This is a genomic window from Streptomyces sp. 2P-4, from assembly GCF_030167965.1.
GTDB lineage: Bacteria > Actinomycetota > Actinomycetes > Streptomycetales > Streptomycetaceae > Streptomyces > Streptomyces globosus_A.
Window position 1 is genome coordinate 1,333,988 of the sequence record NZ_CP095011.1, and the last position, 26,941, is coordinate 1,360,928.

Below are 26,941 nucleotides of genomic sequence, written 5' to 3' on the forward strand. Positions count from 1 at the left end.
GCGGTCCGTCCTCAACGGGGTTCGGCCATCACGGCGTCGGTGGCGGCGGCCGGGGCGCCGTCCCCGGTGTCTTCGGTGTCTTCGGTGTCTTCGGGGTCTTCGGGGTCTTCGGGGTCTTCGGGGTCCTCCGGTGCGAACCGCCTGGGTGCGGCCGGCACCATCAGGGGCGTGCCGGTCTCGGGGTCGTCGATGATGCGGCAGGGCAGCCCGAAGACGTCCTCGACGAGTTCTGCGGTCATGACGTCGGCGGGGGCGCCCTGCGCGGCGATCGTGCCGCCGGGGCGCATCACGATCAGGTGGGTGGCGTAGCGGCACGCCTGGTTGAGGTCGTGCAGCACGGCCACGACCGTGTGGCCCTTGCGGGCGTGGAGTTCGGCGCACAGGTCGAGGACGTCGACCTGGTGGGCGATGTCGAGGAAGGTGGTGGGCTCGTCCAGGAGGAGCAGCGGCGTCTGCTGGGCGAGCACCATGGACAGCCAGACGCGCTGGCGCTGGCCGCCGGACAGGTCGTCGACGGGCCGGTCCGCCAGCTCCAGGACGCCGGTCTGCCGCATCGCCTCGACGACGGCGGCCTCGTCCTCGGCGGACCACTGCCTGAGCATTCCCTGGTGCGGGTAGCGGCCGCGGGCGACGAGGTCGCCGACGGTGATGCCGCCGGGGGCGGTGGAGGTCTGCGGGAGCAGTCCGATGCGGCGGGCGACCTCGCGGGAGCGGTACGAGGAGATCGCCGCGCCGTCGAGGAGGACCCGGCCGTGGCGGGGGCGGAGCATCCGCGCGAGGGCTTTGAGGAGCGTGGACTTGCCGCAGGCGTTCGGCCCGATGATCACGGTGAAGGAGTGGTCGGGGATGTCGACGCCGAGGTGGGCGGCCACCGTCCGCTGGTCGTAGGAGAGCGTCAGGTCCTCGGCGCGCAGCCGGGGCGTCGGGAGGTTCGTTCCAGTCATGCGCGGCTCTTTCGCGACTCGGTGATCAGCAGCCAGATGAGGTACAGCCCGCCGATGGTGCCGGTGGCCGTGCCGACGGGGAGGAGGGCCGGGGCGAACAGGCGCTGCGCGGCGAGGTCGCTCGCGGCCAGCAGCAGCGCGCCCGTGAGCGCGGCCGGCAGCAGGGCCGGGCCGGCGGTGCGGGTCAGGCGGCGGGCGAGCTGGGGTGCGGCCAGGGCGATGAACCAGATGGGGCCGGTCACGGCCGTGGCGAACGCGGCCAGGGCGACGCTGACGAGGAGCAGCACGGTGCGGGTCCGGGTCACGTCCACGCCGAGGCCGGTGGCGGTCAGGTCGCCCATCTCCACCATGGAGAGGCGGCGGGAGAGGAGGAAGGCGGGCGGGAGGAGGACGGCAACCGCGATGAGGATGGCGTTGGCGTGCGTCCAGCCCCGGTTGCCGAGGCTGCCGATCAGCCACGCCTGGGCTTCCAGGGCCTCCTGGAAGGTGGCGCGGGTGATCAGGTACGAGTTCACGGCGAGCAGGAGCGCGCTGACGCCGATGCCGATGACGACGAGCCGGAAGCCGTGGAGGCCGCGGCCCAGCATGAGGAGGTGGACGGCGGCGGCCGTGGCGAGGCCGCCGGTCAGGGCGCCGATCGCGATCTGGGTCATGCTGCCGTGCAGGACGATGATGACGGTGAGCGCGCCGACGGCCGAGCCGTTGGTGAAGCCGATGATGTCCGGGCTGCCCAGGGCGTTGCCGGTGAGGCCGGTCAGGAGGGCGCCGCTGACGGCGAGGGCGGCGCCCACGGCGAGCGCGGTCAGCAGGCGGGGCAGGCGGAGGGTGTTGACGACGAAGTCGGCGCCGCCGGAGCCGCCGCCGGTGAGGGCCCGCAGGACCTCGGCGACGGAGAGTTCGTAGTCGCCGGTGGTGAGGGAGAGGAGCGCGACGGCGATCAGGGTGAGGAGGATAGCGGCGGTCACGGCCAGTGCCCTGCCCTGGACCCGTACGGACACCCCGCGGGCACCCGGGATGCGCAGCACCGTTCCGGTGACCACGCGGGGCCGGTGGAGGAACCCGGTCGTCGCGGCGGGCGGCTTCGCGGCGGGGGCGGGGGCCGGGGCGGCGCTCACAGCATCACCAGCTTTCGGCGGCGGCACAGCGCCAGGAACACGGGGGCGCCGATGAAGGCGGTGACGATGCCGACCTGGATCTCGCCGGGGGCGCCGATCAGCCGGCCCGCGATGTCCGCGCCGATGAGCAGGACGGGCGCGAGGAGCATCGAGTACGCGAGGACCCAGCGCTGGTCGGGGCCGACGACGAACCGGGCGATGTGGGGGACGACGAGCCCGACGAAGGCGATCGGCCCCGCGGCGGCCGTGGCTGCGCCGCACAGCAGCATGACGCCGACGGCGCCGAGGATCCGCGTCCGGTTGACGTTGACGCCGAGCGCGCGGCCCATCTGGTCGCCGAGGGCGAGGGCGTTGAGCGAGGGGCCGAGCAGCAGGGCGATGAACAGGCCGGCGGCGATGAACGGGAGGATCACGTACACGACGTCGAGGTAGCGGCCGGCGAGTGAGCCGACCGTCCAGAACCTGAACTGGTCGAAGGCGCTCGGGTTCAGCAGCAGGACGGCCGAGTTGAAGGCGTACAGCACGGCGGTCACCGCCGCGCCGGCGACGACCAGGCGGTCCGGCGTGGCGACTTTGCGCCCCGAGGAGCCCAGCAGGTAGACGGCGGCCGAGGCGAGGGCGGCGCCGAGGAACGCGAACCAGACGTAGCCGAGGACGGAGCCGACGCCGAGGAAGGCGAGGGCGGTGACGACCCCGGCGGACGATCCGAGGCTGATGCCGAGGAGGCCCGGCTCGGCGAGCGGGTTGCGGGTCAGCGCCTGCATCAGCGCCCCGGACAGGCCGAGGGCGGCGCCGACGAGCAGGCCGAGGAGGGTCCTGGGGATGCGGTAGTCGTGGATGATGATCGAGGTCTCGGAGCCGTCCGGGTGCCACAGTGCGCTCCAGACCTCGGTGAACGGCAGGCCCCGTGTCCCCGTCCACACGCCGAGGAGCGACACCAGGACCAGCGCGGCGAGTACGGCGAGGAGTCCGGCGCCCCGCAGGGCGGCGGCGGTGCCGCGTGCTGTGGGCACGGCGGCGGGGGCGGCTTCCTCGTGGGACACCGCCTGCGTTTCGACCGGCAACGACATTTCCCCCTGACGGCGGTGCACGCGTACCGCGATCGTTCGGTGCTGTAGGGATGGGGCGGCGACTCGGCGCACATGAGGCTTGCAACTTAGGCGAGGCTAACCGAACGTGGTGGGCGGGTCAACGTGCCTGAAAGCAGGGCGAGATGGACCTGCGGGCCGCATCCGCAGAGACGTTCGAGCCCGGCACGGGCGGCCGACTTCTTAGAGTAGCCTTACCTAACTTCCCAGAGCTCCGGATGGAGAATCACATGCCAGTTGGAGGACCGACCGGGGGGCTCGTCCTCCGCCGGGCGATCAGGGGACAGCGCCGCAGAGTCGCCTCTGCCTCCCTGCTCGGCATGACCCACCAGGGGTGCGAGGCGCTGGTCCCCGTGGTGATCGGCGCCGCCATCGACACGGCGGTCGCCACCGGGTCCGCGCAGGCGCTCCTGCGCTGGCTCCTGTTGCTCGGCGTCCTCTTCCTCGTGCTGTCCACCTGCTACCGGACCAGCGCCAGGATCGCCGAAGGAGCCGGCGAGCACGCCGCGCACCGGCTCCGCCTCGAACTCGGCGCCCGCGTGCTCGACCCGCGCGGCGGCGCCGACGCGAACCGGCTGCCGGGCGCGCTCACCAGCATCGCCACCAACGACGCCCGCCGCGTCGGCTCGGTCGCCACCGTCCTCCCCTACGGCTGCGCGGCCATCGCCGCCCTCACCGTCAGCGCCGTCGCCCTGCTGCGGATCTCCGTACCGCTCGGCCTGCTGGTACTGCTCGGCATCCCGCCGCTGCTGTGGCTCGGCCACCGCATCAGCCGGCCCCTGGAGCGGCGCAGCGAGGCCGAGCAGGAGAGCGCCGCGCACGCCTCCGGCGTCGCCGCCGACCTCGTCTCCGGGCTGCGCGTCCTCAAGGGCATGGGCGCGGAGGCAGCCGCCGTGGCCCGCTACCGCACCACCAGCCAGGACTCCCTCGCCGCCGCACTCCGCGCGGCCCGCAGCCGCGCCGGCCACGAGGGCGCACTGCTCGCCCTGACCGGGGTGTTCATCGCCGCCATCGGCATCGCCGGCGCCTACCTCGCGATGGACGGCACCATCAGCGTCGGCGACCTGGTCGCCGCCGTCGGCCTCGCCCAGTTCCTCCTCGGCCCCTTCCAGCTGCTCGCCTACTCCAACGCCGAGTTCGCCCAGGCCCGCGCCTCCGCCCGGCGGATCGCCGAGGTCCTCGCCTCCCCCGCCGCCGTCGACGGCGGGGAACGGGCGCCCGCCGGCCCGGAAACGGCAGCCGGGCACATCCGGCTGCGGGACGTCCGCCTCGGCGCCCTGCGCGGCGTCGACCTCGACTTCCCCGCCGGCAGCCTCACCGGCGTCGTCACCCGGGACCCGGCCGCCGCCCACGACCTGCTCCTCGCCCTCGCCCGGGAGACCGACCCGGCCGGCGGACGCGTCGAACTCGACGGCGTACCCCTGACCGAACTCGACCCCGACCGGCTGCGCCGCACCATCCTCGTCGCCCACCACGACGCCGACCTGTTCGAGGCCAGCCTCCTCGACAACGTACGGGCGGGCGCCGCCGGTTCCGACCCGCAGGCCGTCGACGCCGCCCTGGCCGCCTCCGCCGCGGACGAGGTCGCCGCACTGCTCCCCGACGGGGCGGACACCGTCCTCGCCGAACGCGGCCGGTCCCTCTCCGGCGGGCAGCGCCAGCGCGTCGCCCTCGCCCGGGCCCTCGCCGCCGACCGCCCCGTCCTCGTCCTGCACGACCCCACCACCGCCGTGGACACCGTCACCGAATCCCGGATCGCCGCCCGCCTGCGGGAGGTCCGCCGGGGGCGCACCACCGTCCTGGTCACGACCAGCCCGGCCCTCCTCGCAGAAACCGACCGGGTCGTCGTCCTCGACGGGGGAACCGTCGCCGCCGCCGGCGCGCACACCGAACTCGTCACCGCTGACGAGGCCTACCGCACGGCGGTGCTCGCATGAGCGCCGTACACGAGGACCGCACGTGCCCCGCCGAACCGGGGCCGGAGAGGGACAGGGACATGAGCGGGACCACCGCGCACGACGGCACGGACCGCACGCTCCTGCCCACCGCGGGCGGCGCCGAGAGCCTGGCGGCGCTCCGCACGATCCTGCGCGGCCACCGGCTCCTCGCCGCCACCGCCGTCCTCGTCCTGGTCGTCGGGACCGGCATCGGACTGCTCACCGCCCCGCTGCTCGGCCACATCGTCGACCTGGTCGTCGGCCAGGAGGGGCCGCGGGCCCTGACGCTCCCGCTGGTGCTGCTCGTCGGGGTCGCGCTGGCCCGCGGCGCCGCCGGCGCGGCAGGCAGCGCCCTCGTGGCCCGGCTCGGCGAGACCGTGCTCGCCGCCGTGCGCGAGCGGTTCATCGAACGGGCGCTGCGGCTGCCCCTCGAACGCGTCGAAGCAGCCGGCTCCGGGGACCTCGTCTCCCGCGTCACCAGCGACGTCGCCGTGATCGCCAAGTCGGTGCGGCAGGCCCTGCCCGAGTTCACCCGCTCCGCGCTCACCATCCTCCTCACGCTCGCCGGACTCGCCGTCCTCGACTGGCGGTTCCTCCTCGCCGCCCTGCTGGCCGTGCCCGTCCAGGTGCTGTCCGTCCGCTGGTACCTGCGCCGCGCGGCACCCGTGTACGCCGAACACCGCGTCGCCACCGGCGCCCTCCAGCACCAGCTGCTCGACAGCATCGGCGGGGTGCGCACCGTGCGCGCCTTCCGGCTGAACGAGCGGCACACCGCCCTGCTCGCCGACCGGTCGGGCGCCGCGCGCGACGTGGCGCTGCGCGGGCTGCACATCGTCACCGGCTTCTTCTCCCGGCTCAACCTCGCCGAGTACATCGGGCTCGCCGCCATGCTCGGCACCGGCTTCCTGCTCGTCCGGAACGGCTCCGTCACCATCGGCACGGCCACCGCCGCCGCCCTGTACTTCCACAGCCTCTTCAACCCGGTCAACGCCGCGCTGTTCCTCCTCGACGACGCCCAGTCCGCGGGCGCGAGCTTCGCGCGCCTCGTCGGCGTCGCGAACCTGCCCGCCGAGCCGGCGCCGCGGGGCGGGAGCGTCCCGGCCGACGGCGCGGTGAAGGTGACCGGGCTCGGCCACGCCTACGCCGGGGGGCGGCCCGTCCTGAGCGGCGTCGACCTCGACGTGCGCAGCGGTGAGCGGGTGGCGCTGGTCGGCGCGAGCGGCGCAGGGAAGACCACCCTGGCGAAGGTCATCGCCGGTGTGCACACGCCCGCGAGCGGGACGGTCTCCCTCGGCGGGGTCGACGCCCGCGAGCTGGGCCCGGAGGGGGTGCGCCGCACCGTGGCCCTGATCAGCCAGGAGGTGCACGTCTTCGCCGGCCCGCTGGCCGAGGACCTGCGGCTGGCCCGGCCGGAGGCCACGGACGAGGAGCTGCGGGGCGCGCTCGACAGGGTGGGCGCCCTGGAGTGGGCGCAGGCCCTGCCGGACGGCCTCGCGACCGTGGTCGGCGAGGGCGGGCACCGGCTGACCGTCGCCCAGGCCCAGCACCTCGCGCTCGCGCGGCTCGTGCTCGCCGATCCGCCCGTCGCGATCCTGGACGAGGCGACCGCCGACGCGGGCAGCGCGGGCGCGCGGGTCCTGGAGGAGGCGGCCGCGCGCGCCCTGGAGGGCCGTACGGGCCTCCTGGTCGCCCACCGGCTGCCGCAGGCCGCGGCGGCGGACCGCGTGGTCGTCCTGGACGGCGGCCGGATCGTCGAAACCGGCACGCACGGCGAACTCGTCGCGGCGGGCGGCCGGTACGCGGCGCTGTGGGCGGCCTGGTCGGACAGCCGCCAGGTCGCGGACACCCCCGCAGCGGCAGCCGGCGAGCCGCCCTCCGGGGCCCCCGAGGACCGGAAGCAGGCCGGCCCGGCCCTCGGCGTCCACTGACAGCCCAGGCCCGCCGGGCCCGGCACGCCTCGCCGGCGTCGCGACCACGCGACGCCGGCGAGCTGCGTTCTCGGGCGTTCCGAGGGGGTACCGCCCGGCCACCGGGCGCCGTGTGACGCCCTCCGCGCGCGCCGCCGCCCGCGGAGGGGGTCCTCCGCGGGCGGCGGTGCCGGTGTGGGCGGGTGGGCGGGTCAGCCCTGGCGGGCGGCGAGGCTGGCGGGCCTCAGGTCCGTCCAGTGCTCCTCCACGTAGGCCAGGCAGGCCTCGCGGGTGTCCGGGCCGGCGGCGGTCCGCCAGCCGGCCGGGACCTCGGCGAAGGACGGCCACAGCGAGTGCTGGTTCTCGTCGTTCACCAGGACCAGGAAGGTGCCCTGCGGGTCCTCGAACGGGTTGGTGCTCATGCGGTGTCACTCCTCTGGGACGGTGCGGTGAACAGCTCGGACAGCGGCTGTTCGGGACGGGCTGCCGCATTGCGCAGCAGTCCGAGAAGTTCGTCGGCGAGCCGCCGTGCCTTGGCGGTGCCGAGCAGGTCGGTGGCGTGGGTCAGGGCGCAGTGGACGGGGCCGTCGCCGTGCGGCTCGTGGAAGCCCAGGGTCAGGTCGGCCCTGGTCCGCCCGGTCGGCACGGCCTCCAGCGAGCCCGCGCCGCCTTCCAGCAGGCTCAGGTCGGCCTGCTCGTGGTGGACCACCATCACCTGCGGCCCCTCGGCGGGCAGGCCGGTGGCGCTGGCGACCTCCTCGTACGGGACCTCCTGCCGGTCGAGGGCGCTGAGGACGGTCTCCCGTACCCGCCCGAGCAGTTCCGTGAAGGCCGGGTCGCCGGCGGTGTCGGTGCGCAGCACGACCGTGCCGAGGAAGCTGCCGACGAGGTCGGCGAGCCGGCCGTCGGTGCGGCCGGCGACCATGGTGCCGATGGGCAGGTCGGTGCCGGCGCCGTGGCCGGTGAGCAGGGCCGCGAGGGCGGCGTGCAGCACCATGAACATGCTGGTGCCGGTGGCGCGGGCCAGTTCGTCCACGGCTGCGTGGAGTTCCTCGTCGAGGACGAAGGCGACGTGGCCCGCGGGGCGTCCCGCCTCGTCCGCGGCGGCCGGCCGCGGCCCGTCGGCCGGGAGCGCCAGCCGCTGCGGGGCGCCTGCGAGGGTCTCCCGCCAGTAGGCGAGCTGCCGGCCGCCGCGGCTGTCGGGGTCGGCGGGGTCGCCGAGGACGTCGTGGGCCCAGCGGGTGTAGTCCGCGTACGAGACGGGCAGCGGCTGCCAGTCGGGCGCCCGGCCCTCCCTGCGCGCCGCGTAGGCGGTGGTCAGGTCGCGGAACAGCGGGACGACCGACCACTCGTCGGCGGCGAGGTAGTGCAGGGCGAGGAGCAGGGCCTGGCTGCCGTCGGGGCCGGTGAGCAGGTGGGCCCGCAGGGGGGCCTCCCGTTCCAGGTCGGGTGCTTCGGCGGCGAGTTCGCGCAGGCGGGTGCCGAGGTCGGCGCACTCGTGTGCGATCAGGGCCGGTGCCTGGACGGGCCGCTGGTGGACGGCGCCGTCGTGTTCGGCGAAGGCCGTGCGCAGCGGTGCGTGGCGGGCCGTGACGTCGGCGAGGGCCGCGGCGAGCGCGTCCGTGTCGAAGCCGTCGGCGGAGCGCAGGGCCAGGGCGTGGTCGAAGCCGGGGCTGCGGCGGTAGGCCCGCCACTGTGTGCGCTGGCCGGGTGCGAGCGGCAGCGGCCCGCCGCCGGGCGCGGCGGGGTGCAGTGCCGGGCGGGCGGCCGCCGCCCCTGCGAGCTTGCCGGCGAGGCCGGCGACGGTCAGGGCGTCGAAGACGTCCCGGATGGCGAGTTCGGCGCCGAACTCGGTGCGGATGCGGCCGAGGAGCCGCATGGAGGCCATCGAGTGGCCGCCGAGCGCGAAGAAGTTGTCGTGGACGCCGACGGTGTCCAGCTTGAGGATCTCGCAGAACAGTGCGGCGAGGCGCGCCTGGGTCCCGTCGGCCGGGCGGGCGTCCCCGGTCATCGCCGACCAGTCGGGCGCGGGGAGCGCCTTGCGGTCCAGCTTGCCGTTCGGGGTCAGCGGCAGCGGCCCGTCGAGCGGGACGACGAGCGCGGGCACCATGTACTCGGGCAGCAGGGCGGCGACGTGGGCGCGCAGCTCCTGCGGGTCGGGGCCGGCGCCCCGTTCGGGGACGGCGTAGCCGACGAGGCGGACGATGTCGCCGTCGCGGTCGGGCAGGACGGCGGCCTGGGCGACCGCGGGGTGCGCGGCGAGGGCCGCCTCGATCTCGCCCAGCTCGATGCGGAAGCCGCGCACCTTGACCTGGGTGTCGACCCGGCCGAGGAAGTCGAGGTTGCCGTCGCGGCGCCAGCGGGCCCGGTCGCCGGTGCGGTACATGCGGCTGCCCGGGGCGCCGTACGGGTCGGCGGTGAAGCGTTCCGCGGTCAGGCCGGGCTTGCCGAGGTAGCCGCGGGCGAGGCCGCGTCCGGCGACGTACAGCTCGCCGGCCACGCCGGGCGGGACGGGCCGCAGGTGCTCGTCGAGGACGTAGGCGCGGGTGTTGGGGTCGGGGCTGCCGATCGGGACGCGGCCGGGCGGGGTGCCGCCGTGTTCGCGGGCGGGCCACAGGGTGGAGTTGACGGTCGCCTCGGTGAGCCCGTACGCGCAGATCAGGTGCGCGGTGGCGCCGAACCGCTCGAACAGGTCCGGCGGCACGGTCTCCGTGCCGACGAGGACGGTCGACCCCTCGGGGAGGGCGCAGCCTGGCGGGAGCGCCGACACCAGCGACGGCGGCAGGATCATGTGGGTGATCCGCTGGTCCGCGAGGAAGTCGGTGAGCGCCGGTCCGGCGACCCGCGCCTCGTCGGTGACGAGGACGAGACGGCCGCCGCGGCACAGGGCCATCGCCAGTTCGAAGACGAAGACGTCGAAGCCGATCGAGGCGAACTGCAGGACCCGGCTGTCCGGGCGCAGGCCCATGCGGTCGACGGCGGTCGCGACGAGGCTGGAGATGCCCTCGTGGGGGACGACGACGCCCTTGGGGCGGCCGGTGGAGCCGGAGGTGTAGATCACGTACGCGGCCTGGTCGAGGGCGATCGGGCCGTCCTGCACCGGCCCGCCGGGGAGCGCGTCGAGGGCGGCGGCCGTGTCGGGGTCGTCGAGGAGGACGACGGGGACGCCCGGCACGTCGGGGATCTTCCCGGCGACCGGCTCGGTGCCGACGACGAGGGCGGCCCCCGAGTCCTCGACCATGTACGCGAGGCGGTCGGCGGGGTGGGCGAGGTCGAGCGGCAGGAACGCCGCGCCGAGCTTCATGGCGGCGAGCACGGCGGCGACCATGTCGACGGAGCGGGGCACGGCCACGCCTACGGTGCTCCCGGCGCCGGCGCCGTGCGCGGCGAGGAGCCGGGCGAGGCGGTTGGCTCGGGCGTCGAGCTGCGCGTACGTGGCCGAGCGGGCCCGGTCGACGACGGCGACGGCGTCGGGCCGCTCGGCGAGCCGCCGGGCGAACAGGTCGGGGAAGGAGGCCTCCTCGACCTCGCGGGGCAGCCCGTTGAAGCCCTCCAGGACGAGCCGGCGCTCGGCGTCGTCGAGGATCTCCGCCCGGGACAGGGGGCGTTCGGGTGCGGCGGCGAGGGCGGCGACGAGCCGGCGGAGCCGGCCGCCGAGCTCCTCGGCGCTCTCGGGGTCGAACAGCTCGGTGGCGTACTCCAGGCGGCAGCCGAGGGAGCCGGTGCCACCGTCGGCCGGGGTGTGCTCGGTGAAGCTGAACACCAGGTCGAACTTGGCGGAGCGGATCCGGTACGGGACGTACGCGACGGAGAGGCCGGGCAGGGCAAGCTCCTCGCCGGTGCGGGCGTGGTAGCCGACCATGACCTGGAAGAGCGGGTTGCGGGAGAGGGAGCGCGTCGGGTTGAGCGCCTCGACGACGGCCTCGAAGGGCACGTCCGCGTGCGAGAACGCGGCCAGGTCGGTCTCGCGGACCCGGGCGAGAAGCTCCGTGAAGGAGGGGTCGCCGCCGAGGTCGGTGCGCAGGACGAGGGTGTTGACGAAGAAGCCGACCAGCTCGTCCAGGGCCTCGTCGCCGCGGCCGGCGATGGGCGAGCCGAGCGGGATGTCGGTGCCGGCGCCCATGCGGTGCAGCAGGGCGGCGACGGCCGCGTGGACGACCATGAACATGCTGGCGCCGGTGTCGCGGGCGAGCCGCCTGAGGGACTCGTGGGTGTCGGCGTCGAAGGTGAGGTCCAGTTCGGCGCCGGTGAACGCCGGGCGGGCGGGCCGGGGCCGGTCCGTGGGCAGTTCCAGCTCCTCGGGGGCGCCGGCCAGGGCCGTGCGCCAGTGGCCGAGCTGCCGGGCGGCCAGGCTCCCGGGGTCCGCCGGGTCGCCGAGGAGGCGCTGCTGCCAGAGCGCGTAGTCGGCGTACTGCACCGGCAGCGGCTCCCAGGCGGGGGCCTCGCCGCGTGTGCGGGCGGTGTAGGCGGTGGCCAGGTCGCACAGGAACGGGCGGTCCGACCACTCGTCGGTGGTGATGTGGTGCAGCAGCAGGACGACGACGTGGTCTTCGGGTCCGAGCTCCACGAGGGTGGCGCGCAGCGGCAGTTCGGCGGCCAGGTCGAAGGGGCGGGCGACGGCCTCGTCGACGATGCCGGGCACCTCGTCCTCCGCGGCGCGGACGAGTTCCACGGCCGGGCGGGCCTCGCCGGCAGGCAGCACCCGCTGGAGGGCCTGGCCGTCGGGCGTGGTGGAGAAGACGGTGCGCAGGGCCTCGTGGCGGTCGGTCACGTCGGCGAGGGCTGCCCGCCACGCGCCGGTGTCGAGGGCGCCGCGGATCCGCATGACCAGCGGGAAGTTGTAGGCGGCGGAGGTGCACTCGATCTGCTGGATCATCCACAGCCGCTGCTGGGCGTGGGAGAGCGGCAGCTCGTCGGGGCGGTCCCCTGCGGTCAGTGCGGGGCGGGCCGCCCCGGCGCCGCGGTCGGCCCGCTCCACGAGTTCGGCGACGGTGGGCGCCTCGAACAGGTCGCGGATCGCGAGCTCGGTGTCGAGGGCGGTCCGGGCGCGGCTGACGAGGCGGGTGGCGAGCAGCGAGTGCCCGCCGAGCTCGAAGAAGTCGCTGTCGATGCCGACGCTGCCCTCGGGCAGGCCGAGGACCTCCGCGAACAGGGTGCACAGCGTCTCCTCGCGCGGCGTGCGCGGGGTGCGGCCGGCGGCGGCCCCGGCGAAGTCGGGTGCGGGGAGGGCCCGGGTGTCGAGCTTGCCGTTGACGGTCAGGGGCAGGGTGGGGACGGTGGCGAGCGCGGACGGGACCATGTAGTCGGGCAGGCCTGCCTTCAGGTGGTCGCGCAGGCGCTGCACCAGATCCTCGCCTGCGCCGGCGCCGGGCTCGGGGACGACGTAGCCGACGAGGCGCCTGGTGCCGGCGGACTCGTGGACGACGACGGCGGCGTGGGCGACGGCCGGGTGCGCGGACAGGGCGCCCGCGATCTCGCCGAGTTCGATGCGGTAGCCGCGGATCTTGACCTGGTCGTCGGTGCGGCCGAGGAAGTCGAGCAGTCCGTCGGGCCGCTGCCGGACGAGGTCGCCGGTACGGTACATGCGCTCGCCGGGCTCGCCGAACGGGTCGGCGGTGAACCGCTCGGCGGTCAGCCCGGGCCGGTCGTGGTAGCCGCGGGCCAGGCCGGTGCCGGCGATGTACAGCTCGCCGGGGCAGCCCGGCGGGACGGGCCGGAGCATGGCGTCGAGGACGTGGGCGCGGGTGTTGCGGATCGGGACGCCGACGGTGGAGGTGGGGCTGTCCGCGGTCGACCCGCCGAGCGTGTTGATCGTGTACTCGGTCGGCCCGTACAGGTTGTAGCCGTACGTGCCGTCGGTGCGGCGCAGCCGGTCCCAGACGCTGTCGGGGACGGCCTCGCCGCCCAGCAGGACGAGCGCGGGCCGGTGCCTGCCCGCGGCCTCGTCGTGCTCCAGCAGGCCCTGCTCGATGAGGAGCCGGGCGTAGGTGGGCGTCACGTTGACGACGTCGACGCGGTGGGCGTCGCAGTACGCGACGAGTGCCTCGGCGTCGCGGCGGAGTTCCTCGTCGCAGACGTGCACCTCGTGGCCCTCGACGAGCCAGAGGAGCTCCTCCCAGGACATGTCGAAGGCGAAGGAGACGGTGTGCGCGATGCGCAGCCGCCGTCCGCCCGCGGAGGCGACGGCCGGGTCGAAGATCTCCTTCTGGTGGTTGAGCTGCATGTTCGTCAGGCCCCGGTAGGGGGTGACGACGCCCTTGGGGCGGCCGGTGGAGCCCGAGGTGTAGATGACGTACGCCGGGTGCTCCAGGCGGCCGGGGACGCCGCGGGCGAACGCGGGCCGTTCGGCGTCGGTGATCTCCGCGCCGGACAGGGCGGCCAGTTCGGCGGCGACCGCCTCGTCGTCCAGGAGGAGTTCCGGGGCGGCGGGCCCGTCGGGGCCGCGCAGGGCCGGGGCGACGGCCGCGGTGGAGACCAGGCACAGCGGCCCGGTGTCCTCGACCATCAGCCGCAGCCGGTCCGCCGGGTGGTCGAGGTCCAGCGGCAGGTAGGCGGCGCCGGTGCGCAGGACGGCGAACAGGGCGGCGACCATGTCGATGGAGCGGGGCAGGGCGAGCGCAACGGCCTTCTCGGGCCCTGCGCCCCGGGCGAGCAGGAGGCGGGCGATCCGGTTGATGTGCGCGTCGAGTTCGGCGTACGTGAGGGCCCGCTCGCCGAAGACGAGCGCGACGGCGCCCGGGGTGCGGGCCACCTGCGCGGACAGCATGTCGGCGATGGTCTCGTTCGGCACGGGCTCGCGGCTGCCCTCCCGTCCGGCTGTCAGGGCGGCGCGCTCGGCGGGCAGCAGCAGGTCCACGGCGGCGGTCCGCGCCGTCGCGCCGTCCGGGCCGTCGAGGAGGGCGCCGAGCCGCTCCAGGACGGTGGTGAACCGGCCGAGGACGGCGGCGGCCGCCTCCGCGCCGAAGAGGTCCGGGCGGGCCGCGAGGGTGACGCGCAGCCGGGTCCCGGGCGTGACGATCAGGGTGAGCGGGAAGTGGGTGCCGTCCACGTTCGACACGTCGGTGATGCCGTGCCGCCGCCGCAGTTCCGCGGCCCGCTCCTCGCCGTCGGCGGAGCGCAGCACGAACAGGGTGTCGAAGAGGCGGCGGTGGCCGGTCTCCTGCTGGAGCGTGCCCAGGCCCACGTACTCGTACGGCATGACGGCGGCGCGCTCGGACTGCATGCGCCGCAGCAGGTCGAGCAGCGGCTCGTCCGGGGCGAAGGCGACCCGGGCCGGGATGGTGTTGAGGAACATGCCGATGATGCCGGCCGCGTTCGGGACGTCCACGGGCCGCCCGGCGACCGCGGTGCCGAAGGCGACGTCGCCGCGCCCGGTCATCGCGGACAGGACGAGCGCCCAGGCCGCGTTGAGGACGGTGTTGAGGGTGAGGCCGTGCCGGCGGGCCAGGGCGCGCAGCCGGTCGCCGGCCTCGCGGGAGAGCACGGCGTGGTGGTCGGCGGGGATGACGGGGCCCGCGTCGCGGCCGGCCGGGGCGACGAGCGTCGGCTCGTCGAATCCGGCGAGCGCCTCGCGCCAGGCGCCGACGGCGCGGGTGGTGTCCTGCCGGTCCAGCCAGGCCAGGTAGTCGCGGTACGAGCCGGGGGCGGGCAGGCCGGCGGTGTCGCCGGACCGCTCGTACAGGGTGAACAGCTCCTCCAGGAACAGCCAGGCGGACCAGCCGTCCCACAGGATGAGGTGGTGGGTGATGACGAGCCGGTCGCGGCCGTCGGCGAGCCGGATCAGGCGGAGCCGGCACAGCGGCGGCGCGGACAGGTCGAAGCGCTGCCGGCGGTCGGCGGCGAGCAGTTCCCCGACGCGGCGGTCCCGCTCGCCGTCGGGGAGGCCGGCCAGGTCGGTCACGGTGAGCGGGATCTCGGCGCCGTCGGCGATGAACTGCACGGGCCGGGGCAGGCCGTCGCTGGTGAAGCCGGCGCGCAGGCTCGGGTTGCGGTCGAGGAGGGCCCGGCAGGCGGCGCGCAGCCGGTCGGTGTCCAGGCGGTGGTCGAAGTCCAGGGTCTCCTGGGAGAGGTAGACGTCGAGGGCGTCGCCGGTGTCGTAGGTGGCGTGGAAGTACATGCCCTCCTGGAGCGGGGAGAGCGGCCATGTGTCGGCGACGGGCAGCCCGGCGGCGGCCTCGACGCGGGCCGTCTCCTCCGGGGTCAGGACGAGGCCGCCCAGCGGGGCGGGGGCGGGCGGCCCGGCGGCCGGGGAGGCGGCGTTGAGCTGGTCGAGGAGGGCCTGGAGGGCCGGGTCGACGGCCGCGCCGGCGGCTGCCTGCGCGGTGAGGACCGCCCGGAGGGCGGCGGCGGCCTGTCCGGCGTCCGTGGCGGACACGGTCACGTCGGCGGCCGGGGCGCCGTGGGCGGCGTCGGGGGCGGTCCCCGGGGTGGCGGAGGGCTCGTCCGGCACGTTCGCCGCCGCCGCCGCGGCGAGCGCGGCGGGCGTGCGGTGCTCGAACACGTCGCGCGGGCTGATGGCCAGTCCCCTTTCACGGGCCCGGGTGGCGACGGCGATCGAGGTGAGGCTGTCGCCGCCGAGCATGAAGAAGTCGTCGTCGGCGCCGATGCCCTCGACGCCGAGGACCTCGGTGAGGATCCGGCAGAAGGCGGTCTCCCCCTCGGTGCGGGGGGCGCGCCCGCCGGCCCGGGGCGCGGGCTCCGGCGACGGCAGGGCGTTCTGGTCGAGCTTGCCGCTGGGCGTGAGCGGCAGCTCGTCCAGGATGGCCGCGGCGGCGGGCACCATCGCCGCGGGCAGGGCCTCGGCGAGCGCGGCGAGCAGGGCCTGCCCGTCCGGGGAGGCGCCGGGCGCGGGGACGGCGTAGGCCAGGAGGACCCCGTCGCGGGCGGTCACGGCGGCGCGGGCGACGCCCGGCAGGGCGGACAGCGCGGCCTCGACCTCGCCGAGTTCGATGCGGTTGCCGCGGATCTTGACCTGGCGGTCGGTGCGGCCGAGGTACTCGACGGCCCCGTCGGGGCGGCGGCGTACGAGGTCGCCGGTGCGGTACATGCGCTCGCCGGGCCCGCCGAACGGGTCGGCGGTGAAGCGCTCGGCGGTGAGGCCGGGCCGGTCGTGGTAGCCGCGGGCCAGCTGGACGCCCGCGAGGTACAGCTCGCCGGGCACCCCGTCGGGCACGGGGCGCAGGAACGGGTCGAGGACGTGCAGGCGGGTGTTCCAGACGGGCCGCCCGATGGGGACGGCGGGCCCGGTGCCGCCCTCGTACGGGAAGTGGGTGACGTCGACGGCCGCCTCGGTGGGCCCGTACAGGTTGTGCAGCGGGACGGGGCCGTGCACGGACCCGGAGGTGAGCTCCCACCAGCGGCGGGCCTCCGCGCCGGTGAGCGCCTCGCCGCTGCAGAACACGCGGCGCAGGGTCGCCGCCCAGCCGGGCGGGCCGCCTGCGCCCTCCATGGCCCGGGTGAAGGCGGCCAGCATCGACGGGACGAAGTGCAGGGTGGTGATCCGGTGGGCGCGGACCAGCTCGGCCAGGTAGGCGGGGTCGCGGTGGCCGTCGGGGCGGGCGAGGACGACGGCCGCGCCCGCGGTGAGCGGCCAGAAGAACTCCCACACGGAGACGTCGAAGCCGGACGGGGTCTTCTGCAGGACCCGGTCGTCGGCGGTGAGCCGGTAGGCGTCCTGCATCCAGGCGAGCCGGTTGACGATGGCCCGGTGGGTGACGGCGACGCCCTTGGGTCGGCCGGTGGAGCCGGAGGTGTAGATGAGGTAGGCGGGGTGGTCCGGTCCCGCGGCGGCCGCGGCGGGCGTGCCGGCGGCGGGCTCGTCCTGGTCGTCCCGGCCGAGGACGAGGCGGTCGAGGCCCTCCGCGCCGGGCAGGCGGCGGGCGGCCTCCGGGGTCGTCACGACGGTCCGCGCGCCGGAGTCGGCGAGCATGTACGCGACGCGTTCGGCCGGGTAGTCCAGGTCGAGGGGCAGGTAGGCGGCACCGGCCTTGAGGACGCCGAGGAGGGCGACCACCAGCTCGGCCGAGCGGGGCACGGCGACCGCGACGTACTCCTCCGGTCCGGCGCCGCGGGCCCGCAGCCGGGCGGCCAGGGCCTCGGCGCGCCGGTCGAGTTCGGCGTACGTGAGGGTGGTGTCCTCGAAGACGGCGGCCGGGGCGTCCGGGGTCCGGGCCGCCTGCGCGCCGACGAGGGAGACCAGGGTGGCCTCGGGGACGTCGTGCGCCGTGGCGTTCGCCGCGGCGAGGGCGGCGCGCTCCCGGCCGGAGAGCACGCCCGTACGGGCGGCCGTGCGCTCGGGGTCCTCCACCAGGGTGCGCAGGAGCGCGGTGAAGCGGCGGGCGAGGTCGGCGACGGCCGGCCCGTCCAGGCGGGCCGCGTCGTGCTTGAACCGCAGCAGCAGGCCCTCGCCCGGTTCGACGACGAGTGCGAGCGGGTAGTGCACGGCGTCGAACACCTCGGCGCCGGTGATCCGCAGGCCGCCGGGGTCCGTGCCGTCGTCGGGGCCGCCGGTGGGGAAGTTGCCGAAGACGACGAGTGTGTCGAAGAGCTCGCCGCCGCCCGCGAGCCGCTGGATGTCGGCGAGTCCGAGGTGCTGGTGGTCGAGGAGGGCGGCGTGCTCGTCCTGGACGCGGGCCAGCAGCCCGGCGAGCGTCTCGTCGGGGCGCAGGGCCACGCGGGCCGGGACGGTGTTGATGAACAGGCCGACGGCGGAGTCCAGTCCGGGGACCTCGGTGGTCCGGCCGGAGACGGTGGTGCCGAAGACGACGTCCCGGCTGCCGGTGAGCGCGCCCAGGAGCAGCGCCCACGCGCCGTGGACGACGGTGCTCAGGGTGAGGCCGCGGCTGCGCGCGAAGGCGTGCAGGGCGGCGGTGAGGTCCTCGGGCAGGCGGGTGTCCACCTGCCCGGGCCGGGCGGGGGTCCGCTCGCCGTCCCCCGCGGTCGGGGCGAGCCGGGTGGGCCCGTCCAGTCCGGCGAGGGCGGCGCGCCAGGCGTCGCGGGCGGCGTCCCGGTCGCGGGAGGCCAGCCACGCCAGGTAGGGGCGCGGGTCGGCGGGCTCGGGCAGGCTCTCGCCCCGGTAGGCGGCGGCGAGTTCGCGCAGGAGGACGGTGACGGACCAGCCGTCGGCGACGATGTGGTGCAGGGTGAGCAGGAGGCGGTGGCGCCTGCCGTCGCGGATCAGGGTGGCCCGCAGGAGCGGCGGCCGGGCCAGGTCGAAGCGCTCGGCCCGGTCGGCGGCGAGGATGTCGCCGAGGGGGGTGTCGGCGGTGTCGGCCTCCCGCCACGGCAGTGCGGCCCGGTCGGCGAGCCGCTGGACGACCTCGCCGCCGGGGAGTTGGCGGTAGGAGGCGCGCAGCAGGGGGTGCCGGTCGAGCAGCAGCCGGAGGGCGCCGCGCAGCCGGCCCGGGTCGACCGGGCCGTCGCCGAGGTCGAGGAGTTCCTGGACGACGTACAGGTCGGCGGCGTCCTCGTCGAAGGCGGCGTGGAAGTAGAAGCCCTCCTGGAGCGGGGAGACCGGAAGGGCGTCCTCGTCCAGCGGGACGGGGGCGGTGGCGGCCGGGGCGGCGGGGTCCGCCTCGGCGGCGGCGCGGGCGAGCGCGGCGACCGTGCGGAGCCGGAAGACCTCGCGCGGGGTGAGGGCCAGCCCGGCCTCGCGGGCCCGGCCGACGAGTTGGATGGCGACGATGCTGTCGCCGCCGAGCTCGAAGAAGCTGTCGTGGACGCCGACCGAGGGCAGGCCGAGGACCTCGGCGAACAGTCCGGCGAGCACGGTCTCGACCGGTCCGGCGGGCGCGTCGGCGCCGCTGAGGGCGGTCCAGCGGGGCTCGGGCAGGGCCCGCTGGTCGAGCTTGCCGTTGGGGGTCAGCGGCAGCGGCCCGTCGAGGACGACGACCGCGGACGGCGCCATGTGGTCGGGCAGGGTGTCGGCGGCGCGGGCGCGGGCGGCGGAGGCGGCCGCCTCGGCGTCCGTGCCGTCCTCGCCGACCAGGTAGGCGACCAGGCGCTTGACGCCCCGGTGGTCCTCGCGGGCGAGAACGGCGGCCTGGGCGATGCCCGGGCAGGCCATGAAGGCGCTCTCGATCTCGCCCGGCTCGATGCGGTGGCCGCGGATCTTGATCTGGCCGTCGGCGCGGCCGAGGAACTCCAGGTTCCCGTCCGCGCCCCAGCGGACGCGGTCGCCGGTGCGGTACATGCGGGTGCCGGGCTCGCCGTAGGGGTCGGCGACGAACCGCTGCGCCGTCAGCGCCGGCCGGCCGAGGTAGCCGCGGGCCAGGCCGCGCCCGGCGACGTACAGCTCGCCCTCGGCGCCGACGGGCACCGGGCGCAGGGCGGTGTCGAGGACGTAGGCGCGGGTGTTGGGGTCGGGGCGGCCGATCGGGGCCGGGCCGGGGCGCCCGGGGTCGGCGGGCCACAGCGTCGAGTTGACGCTGGCCTCGGTGAGCCCGTACGCGACGACGACCCGGACCCGGCCGGCCCAGCGGGCGATGAGCTCGCCGGGCACGGCCTCGGTGCCGACGATCAGGACGGAGCCGTCCGGCAGCCCGCACTCCGGGGGCAGCGCCGACACCAGGGACGGCGGCAGGATCATGTGCGTGGCCCGGTGCCGGGCGATGTACTCGGTCAGGGCGGGGCCGGCGACGCGGCGCTCGGCGGGGACGATGATGATCCGGCCGCCGACGCACAGGGACATGACCAGGTCCCAGACGGTCACGTCGAAGCCGACGGACGCGAACTGCACGACGCGGCTGCCGGCGGTGATGCCGATGCGGTCGGTGGCGGTGGCGATGAGGCTGCCGACGCCGTCGTGCGGGACGACGACGCCCTTGGGGCGGCCGGTGGAGCCGGAGGTGTAGATGACGTACGCCGCCTGGTCCAGGGCGACGGGCACGCCGGGGGCGGTGTCATCGCGGCGGGCGAGGGCGTCCGCGGTGGCGGGGTCGTCGAGCACCAGGTGCGCGACGTCCGGCAGCTCGGGCAGCTCGCCGGCGAGCTCCCGTACGGTGACCACGGTGCGGGCGCCGGCGTCCCGGAGCATGTAGGCGATGCGGTCCCGGGGGTGGTCGGCGTCCAGCGGCAGGTAGGCGGCGCCGGCCTTCATCACGGCGAGCAGGGCGGCGACGAGTTCCGGGGAGCGCGGCAGGGCCACGGCGACGACGTCCTCGGGGCGGACGCCCGCGTCGAGGAGGTGGCGGGCGAGCCGGTTGGCGGCGGCGTCGAGCTCCCCGTACGTCAGCTCCTGCTCTTCGAGGACGAGCGCGACGGCGTCGGGCGCACGGCGCACCTGCTCCTCGAACGCGGCGGGCCAGGAGAGCTCGGCGGTCTCGCGCGGCGCGGTGCCGAACTCCCTCAGCAGGGCGCTGCGTTCGGCGGCGGAGGTGAGGTCGAGGTGGCCGACGGGGCGGTCGGGGTCCGCGGTGAAGGCGCGGAGCAGGGCGAGGAAGCGCCGCTCGTGGCCGGCCAGGGCCTCCTCGTCGCAGACGGCGGCGTCGGCGTCGAGGTGCACGGCGGCCGCGCCGCCGCCGGGCAGCTCGCCGAAGCCGAAGGCCAGGTCGCTGACGGGTCCCAGCCACTCCGGCCGCAGGACGGCCGTGCAGTCTGCGAAGTGCAGGTCGTCGGGCCGGGGCAGGATGTTGACGGTGGGGCCGACGAGTTCGGCGACGCCGTCGACGAGTCCGAGGTCCCTGGCCAGGTCCTCGGCCCGGTAGCGGCCGTGTTCGACCGCCTCGGCGACCGCGTCGCGGACGTCGGCCACGAGCGTGCCGGCGGTGGTGGCGGGCCCGACGGCCAGCCGCAGCGGGACGATGTTGGAGAGCATGCCGGGGACGGCCGCGGACACCTCGTCCTGCCGTGCCGCGACGGGCAGGCCGAGGACGAGGTCCCGCTCCCCGGTCACCCGGTGCAGGTATGCGGCGACGGCGGCGATCAGCACGCGCGAGGCGCGGGTGCCGGCGCGGTCGGCGGCCGCGTTGAGCCGGCCGACCGCCTCTGCGGACAGCTCCACCGACCGCCTCAGGCGGCGGGAGGTGAGGGCGGGGGCCCGTTCGACGAGGCGGGCCGGCTCGGCGCGGCCGGCCATGCGCTGCTGCCACCAGGCGCGCTCCGCCGGGTAGCGGTCGCAGGCCCGGTGGGCGCGGTCGGCGTCCACGAGGCGGGCCAGGGACCAGTCGGGGTCCGCGGGGGCCTGCTCCCCGCGGGTGTAGAGCTCGCCGGCGCGCCGGGAGATCAGGGCGACGCCCATGCCGTCCACGAGGATGTGGTGGTAGCGCTGGTACCACCAGGTGCGGTCGTCGGCGAGCCGGAGCAGGGCCTGGGCGAAGAGCGGCCCCGCGGCGAGGTCGGCGGGCCGGTCCCGGTCGGCGGCGATCCACTCGCCGGCCGCCTTCTCGGGGTCGCCGGCGCCCCGCAGGTCGACGACCGGGATGTCGGCGGCGGGGGCGACGGGGGTCTGGCGGGGCTCGCCGTCCTCCCCCGGCGCGAGGCGCACGTGGAGGCACTCGGCTTCCCGGACGGCCTGCCGCACCGCGGCGGCGAGGCGGTCGAGGTCGGTGGCGCCGCGCAGTTCCAGGGCGAAGACGATGTTGTAGGCGGAGCTGTCGGGCTCGATCTGCTGGGCCAGCCAGATGCCGGTCTGCCCACCCGTCAGGGGAATCCCGGGTGCCGGTGTGCGGTCCGACTCGACGTCAAACATCGTACGTTGTGGCCTTTCCCTGGTGGTGCGGCGGTGAGCGGCTGGAGGCGGGCGCGGGTCGGGCCGCGGGGGAGGCCGCGTCGTCCTCCCCCGCTCCGCCCCGGCGGTGTGGTGCTACCTGACGGCGGTCAGCAGCGGCTCGATCTCGGTGATGGCGTAGGGGATCGAGAGGACCGTGTTGAAGGAGAACGCGGCGCCGACGTCCGGGTCCTGGTAGGGGACGAAGAGGTCGCGCTTCTCCTGGTGGACCTTCAGGTTCCGGTAGAGCGGCTCGGCCTTGATGCGGTCGTTGGCGCCGGTGCTGGAGGTGACCCACACGACGCGGTCGACGTCGAGGACGTTCAGCTTCTCGGCGCTGAGCTCGGCGACGTTGAAGCCGGGCTTGGCGAGGGTGTCGATCTCGGGCTTGAGCGTGAAGCCGAGCTCCTGGAAGAAGATCGACTTGGGGTCGGTCCTGGTGAAGGCCGAGTACTTGCCGGCTTCGAAGCTGTCGGCGACGACGAGGGTCTTCTGCGCGAACTCGGGGTGCCTGTCGCGGACGGCCTTGAAGCGGGCGTCGACGTCGGCGATCAGCTTGTCGGTCTCGGCGGCCTTCCCGAGGGACGTGCCGATCTGCCGGGTCATCACCTGCCAGGAGGCGCCGTAGTCGGGCAGGTCCTTGGGCTGGGCGACGACCTTCGTGAACTTCGAGAGGGTGTCGTACTGCTCCTTCTTCATGCCGGAGTACTGGGCGATGACGAGGTCCGGCTTGAGCGCCGCGATCTTCTCGATGTTGTACTCGTCGCGCTCACCGACGATCTCCGGCTTCGCGGACCCCCACTTGTCCTTCGTCCACGGCCACTTTCCGTACGGCTGCTCCTTGAACCAGTCCACCGCGCCGACCGGCTTGATGCCGAGCGCGAGGACGGCGTCCTGGTCGGACAGGCCCAGGGTGACGACCCGCTTGGGCTCCTTGTCGATCGTGGTGCTGCCGTACTTGTGCTCGACCGTCACCGGGAAGGCGGCGGACGCGGTGCCGGAGTCGGCCGAGGCCCCGGACTTCGACTCCGCCTTCTGCGAGCCGCCCCCGCAGGCGGACAGGGCGAGGGCGGCGGCCGTGGCGACGGCCAGGCGTGGCAGGTGGGTGACGAACCGCTGCAGAGCGGGGCGCGAACCGTTGGACACAGATGTTCCTTTCGGGGGATCTCACAGTGCGTGCCCCGACCACAGGGCGCGGCTGCGCTGCCCGGCGGGCGAGGCGTGTGGGGGCTCGGCCAGGGGTGGACCCTGGGGTTTGCGGGTGCGCCGGGCCGGTCACAGCACTAGCTGGCCAGGCCGATCCCGTCGGCGACCGGGCGGGGCCCGTTCTGCGCGGGCGCCGCGGGGCCCCGGTCGAGGATGGAGTCGAGGATCTCGCCGACCCTGACGGCCGTGTTGGAGAGCAGGGACGACGTGATGCCGTGGGTGTGCTCGGTGCCGCCCTGGAGGTAGATCCTGCAGCGCAGTTCCGGGTCGGTGGTGAGCCGGTAGTCCCGTTCGACGCGGATGCGCCCCTCCTCGTCGCGCAGGCAGTGCTCTGCGACGGGGCCGAGGAGGCCGGTGGGGTCGGCGGGGCTGTAGCCGGTGGCGTAGACGACGACATCGGCGTCGAGGACCGTCTCCTCGCCGCTCACCAGGGAGGTGATGCGGGCGTGGACCCTGCCGTCGCGCTCCTCGACGCCGGTGAGGCGGGAGACGTTGATGAAGCGGAGGCGCTCGGTGCCGAGGACCTTCTCCTGGTACGCCTGCCGGTAGAGGTCGTCGATGAGGTCGATGTCGACGACGGAGTAGTTGGTGTTGCCGTGGTAGTCCATCAGCTTGCGCTTGACGTCCCCGGGGGCGGCGAAGTACTCGTCGACGGCGGCCGGGTCGAAGATGCGGTTGGCGAAGCTGCTGTCGTCGGCTGGGCTGTAGCCGTAGCGGGAGAAGACGGCGCAGATCTCGGCCTCGGGGAACCGGCGGTGGAGGTAGGCGACGTTCTCGGCGGCGCTCTGTCCGGCGCCCACGACGACGAAGCGGCCGGGGTTCGCGCCGTCCAGCGCCTCGACCTTCGTGAGCAGCTCGGAGTTGTGCCACACGCGGTCGGTGCGCTCGACGCCCTCGGGCATGAGCGGGCGCAGGCCGGTGCCGATGACGAGGTTGCGGGCGCGGTGGACCACCGTGTCGGTGCCGGAGCGGGCCGTGACGTCGAGGTACTCGATGGCGCCGTCCCGGACGACGGGCTCGACGGCGACGACCTCGTACCCGTAGGAGACCATGTCGTCGACCTTGGCCGCCGCCCACTCGAAGTAGTCGTGGAACTCGACGCGGAGCGGGAAGAGGTTCTTGTGGTTGACGAAGTCGACGAGCCGTCCCCTGCTCTGCAGGTAGCACAGGAAGCTGTACTCGCTGGTCGGATTCCGCAGCGTCACGAGGTCCTTGAGGAAGGACACCTGCATGGTCGCGTCGTCGATCAGCATGCCGCGGTGCCAGCCGAAGCCGGGCTGCCGCTCGAAGAAGTGAGCGGTGACGGCCTCCTGCCTTCCGACGCGGGCGTTGTGCTCGCTCAGAGCTATCGCCATGGCCACATTGGACGGGCCGAAGCCGATGCCAATGAGGTCGTGGACCAGTGGGGCGTCGCCAGGAAGACCCTGAGACATGTCACTCCCATCGTGCGGAACTGCCGCCTGTGAGGCGTGGGGCGAAAAGAACGCGACACCGGCCCGGGGTCACCGCAAGCCAGTGGGAACTTAGGTAAAGCTAACCTCACCTGCACTGAGCTGTCGACCCGACAAACCGGACAGCTGACGGCCGCTCAGCCTTCAACTGGCTTGAACATGCACCGTATTGCAATGTTAGGTAAGCCTTGCTTTACTTGCCGCGGTCATTCGCTCTTCCGAGGAGGAACCCCCATGCGGGTCGTCATGTTCGGTTACCAGACGTGGGGTCACCGCACCCTGAAAGCCCTCCTGGAGTCCGAGCACGACGTCGTGATGGTCGTGACACACCCCAAGAGCGAGCACGCCTACGAGAAGATCTGGAGCGACTCGGTCGCCGACCTGGCCGAGGAGCACGGCGTGCCCGTCGCCATCCGCAACCGGCCCGACGACGAGGAGCTTTTCGACCTCCTCAAGGCGGCCGATCCGGACATCATCGTGGCCAACAACTGGCGTACGTGGATCCCTCCGCGGATCTACTCGCTCCCCCGCCACGGCACGCTGAACGTGCACGACTCGCTCCTGCCGAAGTACGCCGGCTTCTCCCCGCTGATCTGGGCCCTCATCAACGGCGAGGAGGAGGTGGGCGTCACCGCCCACATGATGGACGAGGTCCTCGACGCAGGCGACATCGTCGAGCAGCGCGCCGTCCCGGTGGGGCCCGCCGACACGGCCACCGACCTCTTCCACAAGACGGTCGACCTCATCGCCCCCGTCACCACCGCCGCCCTCGCCCGGATCGCCGCCGGGGAGACCGAGTTCACCCGGCAGGACCGCTCCCGGGCCAGCTTCTTCCACAAGCGGTCCGAGGAGGACATCCGCATCGACTGGACCTGGCCGGCCGACGTCCTGGAGCGCCTGGTCCGCGCGCAGTCCGCGCCGTACCCGAGCGCCTTCACCTTCCACAAGGGCAGGCGCCTGGAGATCCTCTCCGCCGTCGTGTCGGAGGGCCGCTACGGCGGCACGCCCGGCCGCATCTTCTACCGCGAGGGCGAGGGCGTCGTGATCGTCGCCGGCGCCGACGCCCGCACCGGCCGCAACCACGGCCTCGCCGTCACCCGCGTACGCACGGAGGACGGCCGAGAGCTGCCCGCCACCGAGTACTTCACCTCCATGGGCGGCTACCTCACCGGCCGCCCGTGAGCTGCGGGGCAGCGCAGCCCCGAACACTCCGGCGCCCCTCGGACGGTCCTGAGGGGCGCCGGCATTTCACGACACCGCCGGGTCGCCGGACCAGCGACCCGCAGGGCCTGCAAGGGGGAGCGAATGGATCAGCCGGTCGTCACCGGCACCGCACGCGACGCGTCGGGAGCGGAGTTCGCCGTCGTCGGCATCTCGAACATGCCCGCGACGGACTGGGCCCAGGTCTTCCGGGCCCTCGCGCAGACCGACCTGACGCTCGCGGGCGGCGCAGCGGCCAGGGCGGTGAGCCAGGGAGCCGGGATGACGCCCCCGAGCGTCCTCGACCTCAACGCGTACCTCATGTACGCGGTCGGGAAGGCCGCGCGCCGGCGGCTCACCGAGCGGCTGGCCGCCCACAACCTGCGGCTGTGGCACCTGACCGTCATGGCGCTGGTGGCCGACATGGGCCCGCAGATGAAGACGCTCCTGGCCGCGCGGCTCGACATGAACACCAGCGACCTGGTGAAGGTCGTCAACGACCTGGTGAAAACCGGCCACGTCGTCTGCACCCGGGACCGGGACGACCGGCGGAAGGTCCTCGTCCGGCTGGCCCCCGGGGGGCGCGCCTTCCTGGACCGGCTGAACGCGGACATCGCCGCCACCGACGACGACGTCCTGGCCCCGCTGAGCGGGGACGAGCGCCGGGTGCTCGCCTCCCTGCTCCGCCGGGTCCACCGGCACCTCGACCCGGACCCGGCCGACGCGGGCGCCGCAGCGTTGGGTCAGCGGCAGGCGCCCTCGACGTAGGTCGCATGGGACAGGTACAGGGCGGGCATGCCCGCGCGGGAGAGGGCCTCCGCGTCGACCGGCGCCCCCGGGAGGAGGATGCGCTCCTCGGCCCGTGTCAGCGACAGGAAGACGCAGTACTCGGTCTCCGTGTCCTCGGTGCCGACCGTGTAGCCGCCGTTCTTCGCCTTGCTCGCGTGGACGCCGTGGCCCGGACCGATGCCGCTGTCCCTCACCGCGCCGGAGACGATGAAGTGGTGGTCGCTCTCCGGAGTCGTGTACTGCCGTGCGCCCTCCAGGTCCTTCACGCCCTTGCGGACGGCGTCGCGGAACTCCCCCTCGCCCCACGTCCAGTCGGCGCGCAGGCCGAAGAGCACGCCGAGCGCGATGAGGGGCGTGATGACGATGAGGGCGAGGCCTACGGGGTTGCGGTGGTTGTAGACGTACCGGCTGGTCCCCCACCTGCTCCGGACGAAGACCGGCTCGTCGCTCACCGCGCCGCCTGCGGTCGGCCGGCGCCCGTGCGAGCCTCCGCGGGGAGCGCCGCTCGTGCGCACGCGCATCGTCCGGGGCGGATCGGGTACCTGCGGCGAAGTGCGTTCGTCATGGCCTGATTTTAGCGGTGCCGGACATCCTTTCGGA

General features: G+C 74.9%; 12 protein-coding genes. 4 read left to right on the top strand and 8 right to left on the bottom strand.

Features of this window, described 5'->3' with window-relative positions; translation table 11 throughout:
• Positions 1-11: 11 nt before the first annotated feature.
• From MUK52_RS05495 to MUK52_RS05505, 3 genes are read right to left on the bottom strand one after another with little or no spacing between them, the layout of a single operon-like run.
• A complete protein-coding gene (locus tag MUK52_RS05495; protein WP_284574921.1) occupies positions 12-944 on the bottom strand; it encodes an ABC transporter ATP-binding protein in 933 nt (310 codons plus the stop codon).
• Positions 941-2,059, bottom strand: coding sequence for a FecCD family ABC transporter permease (locus MUK52_RS05500; protein ID WP_114054938.1), 1,119 nt, complete (start codon positions 2,057-2,059; stop codon positions 941-943). Before MUK52_RS05500 ends, MUK52_RS05495 begins: the two co-directional genes overlap by 4 nt.
• Positions 2,056-3,129: a FecCD family ABC transporter permease gene (locus MUK52_RS05505; protein WP_284574922.1), complete on the bottom strand. Its 1,074-nt coding sequence runs from the start codon at positions 3,127-3,129 to the stop codon at positions 2,056-2,058. Before MUK52_RS05505 ends, MUK52_RS05500 begins: the two co-directional genes overlap by 4 nt.
• A gap of 248 nt (positions 3,130-3,377) precedes the next feature.
• Between MUK52_RS05505 and MUK52_RS05510 the strand changes: the two genes are divergently transcribed.
• Together MUK52_RS05510 and MUK52_RS05515 are read left to right on the top strand one after the other, a co-directional pair.
• Complete coding sequence (locus tag MUK52_RS05510; RefSeq protein ID WP_284574923.1) at positions 3,378-5,084, top strand: ABC transporter transmembrane domain-containing protein; 1,707 nt, start codon at positions 3,378-3,380, stop codon at positions 5,082-5,084.
• A gap of 59 nt (positions 5,085-5,143) precedes the next feature.
• Complete coding sequence (locus tag MUK52_RS05515; protein WP_284574924.1) at positions 5,144-7,012, top strand: ABC transporter ATP-binding protein; 1,869 nt, start codon at positions 5,144-5,146, stop codon at positions 7,010-7,012.
• A 191-nt stretch (positions 7,013-7,203) separates the two neighbouring features.
• Here MUK52_RS05515 and MUK52_RS05520 read toward each other — a convergent pair whose 3' ends face one another.
• From MUK52_RS05520 to MUK52_RS05535, 4 genes are all read right to left on the bottom strand, one after another.
• Positions 7,204-7,413 carry an MbtH family protein gene (locus MUK52_RS05520; RefSeq protein ID WP_114054934.1) on the bottom strand — a complete coding sequence of 70 codons (210 nt, stop codon included), beginning with the start codon at positions 7,411-7,413 and terminating at the stop codon, positions 7,204-7,206.
• Complete coding sequence (locus MUK52_RS05525; protein ID WP_284574925.1) at positions 7,410-21,677, bottom strand: non-ribosomal peptide synthetase; 14,268 nt, start codon at positions 21,675-21,677, stop codon at positions 7,410-7,412. The genes MUK52_RS05520 and MUK52_RS05525 overlap by 4 nt, the downstream gene beginning before the upstream one ends.
• A 114-nt stretch (positions 21,678-21,791) precedes the next feature.
• The gene (locus tag MUK52_RS05530; protein WP_284574926.1) at positions 21,792-22,841 is read right to left on the bottom strand and encodes an iron-siderophore ABC transporter substrate-binding protein; all 1,050 of its coding nucleotides are present in this window, start codon (positions 22,839-22,841) and stop codon (positions 21,792-21,794) included.
• A 137-nt stretch (positions 22,842-22,978) separates the two neighbouring features.
• Entirely contained in the window at positions 22,979-24,334 is a 1,356-nt protein-coding gene (locus tag MUK52_RS05535; protein ID WP_114054932.1) for a lysine N(6)-hydroxylase/L-ornithine N(5)-oxygenase family protein, read from the bottom strand.
• A gap of 252 nt (positions 24,335-24,586) precedes the next feature.
• Here MUK52_RS05535 and MUK52_RS05540 point away from each other — a divergent pair, with 252 nt between their 5' ends.
• Both MUK52_RS05540 and MUK52_RS05545 read left to right on the top strand, forming a co-directional pair.
• The gene (locus tag MUK52_RS05540) at positions 24,587-25,534 is read left to right on the top strand and encodes a methionyl-tRNA formyltransferase (protein ID WP_114054931.1); all 948 of its coding nucleotides are present in this window, start codon (positions 24,587-24,589) and stop codon (positions 25,532-25,534) included.
• Between the two features lie 123 nt (positions 25,535-25,657).
• Entirely contained in the window at positions 25,658-26,320 is a 663-nt protein-coding gene (locus MUK52_RS05545; RefSeq protein ID WP_174250370.1) for a MarR family winged helix-turn-helix transcriptional regulator, read from the top strand.
• Here the strand turns inward: MUK52_RS05545 and MUK52_RS05550 are convergent.
• Positions 26,296-26,793 carry a hypothetical protein gene (locus tag MUK52_RS05550; protein ID WP_114054930.1) on the bottom strand — a complete coding sequence of 166 codons (498 nt, stop codon included), beginning with the start codon at positions 26,791-26,793 and terminating at the stop codon, positions 26,296-26,298. The genes MUK52_RS05545 and MUK52_RS05550 overlap by 25 nt on opposite strands.
• Positions 26,794-26,941 lie beyond the last annotated feature (148 nt).

What these genes read in the sequence shown, in the direction of transcription:
- MUK52_RS05495 (WP_284574921.1), bottom strand. Translation starts at nt 944, where the DNA reads ATGACTGGAACGAACCTCCCGACGCCCCGGCTGCGCGCCGAGGACCTG.
- MUK52_RS05505 (WP_284574922.1), bottom strand. Translation starts at nt 3,129, where the DNA reads ATGTCGTTGCCGGTCGAAACGCAGGCGGTGTCCCACGAGGAAGCCGCC.
- MUK52_RS05510 (WP_284574923.1), top strand. Translation starts at nt 3,378, where the DNA reads ATGCCAGTTGGAGGACCGACCGGGGGGCTCGTCCTCCGCCGGGCGATC.
- MUK52_RS05515 (WP_284574924.1), top strand. Translation starts at nt 5,144, where the DNA reads ATGAGCGGGACCACCGCGCACGACGGCACGGACCGCACGCTCCTGCCC.
- MUK52_RS05520 (WP_114054934.1), bottom strand. Translation starts at nt 7,413, where the DNA reads ATGAGCACCAACCCGTTCGAGGACCCGCAGGGCACCTTCCTGGTCCTG.
- MUK52_RS05525 (WP_284574925.1), bottom strand. Translation starts at nt 21,677, where the DNA reads ATGTTTGACGTCGAGTCGGACCGCACACCGGCACCCGGGATTCCCCTG.
- MUK52_RS05535 (WP_114054932.1), bottom strand. Translation starts at nt 24,334, where the DNA reads ATGTCTCAGGGTCTTCCTGGCGACGCCCCACTGGTCCACGACCTCATT.
- MUK52_RS05540 (WP_114054931.1), top strand. Translation starts at nt 24,587, where the DNA reads ATGCGGGTCGTCATGTTCGGTTACCAGACGTGGGGTCACCGCACCCTG.
- MUK52_RS05545 (WP_174250370.1), top strand. Translation starts at nt 25,658, where the DNA reads ATGGATCAGCCGGTCGTCACCGGCACCGCACGCGACGCGTCGGGAGCG.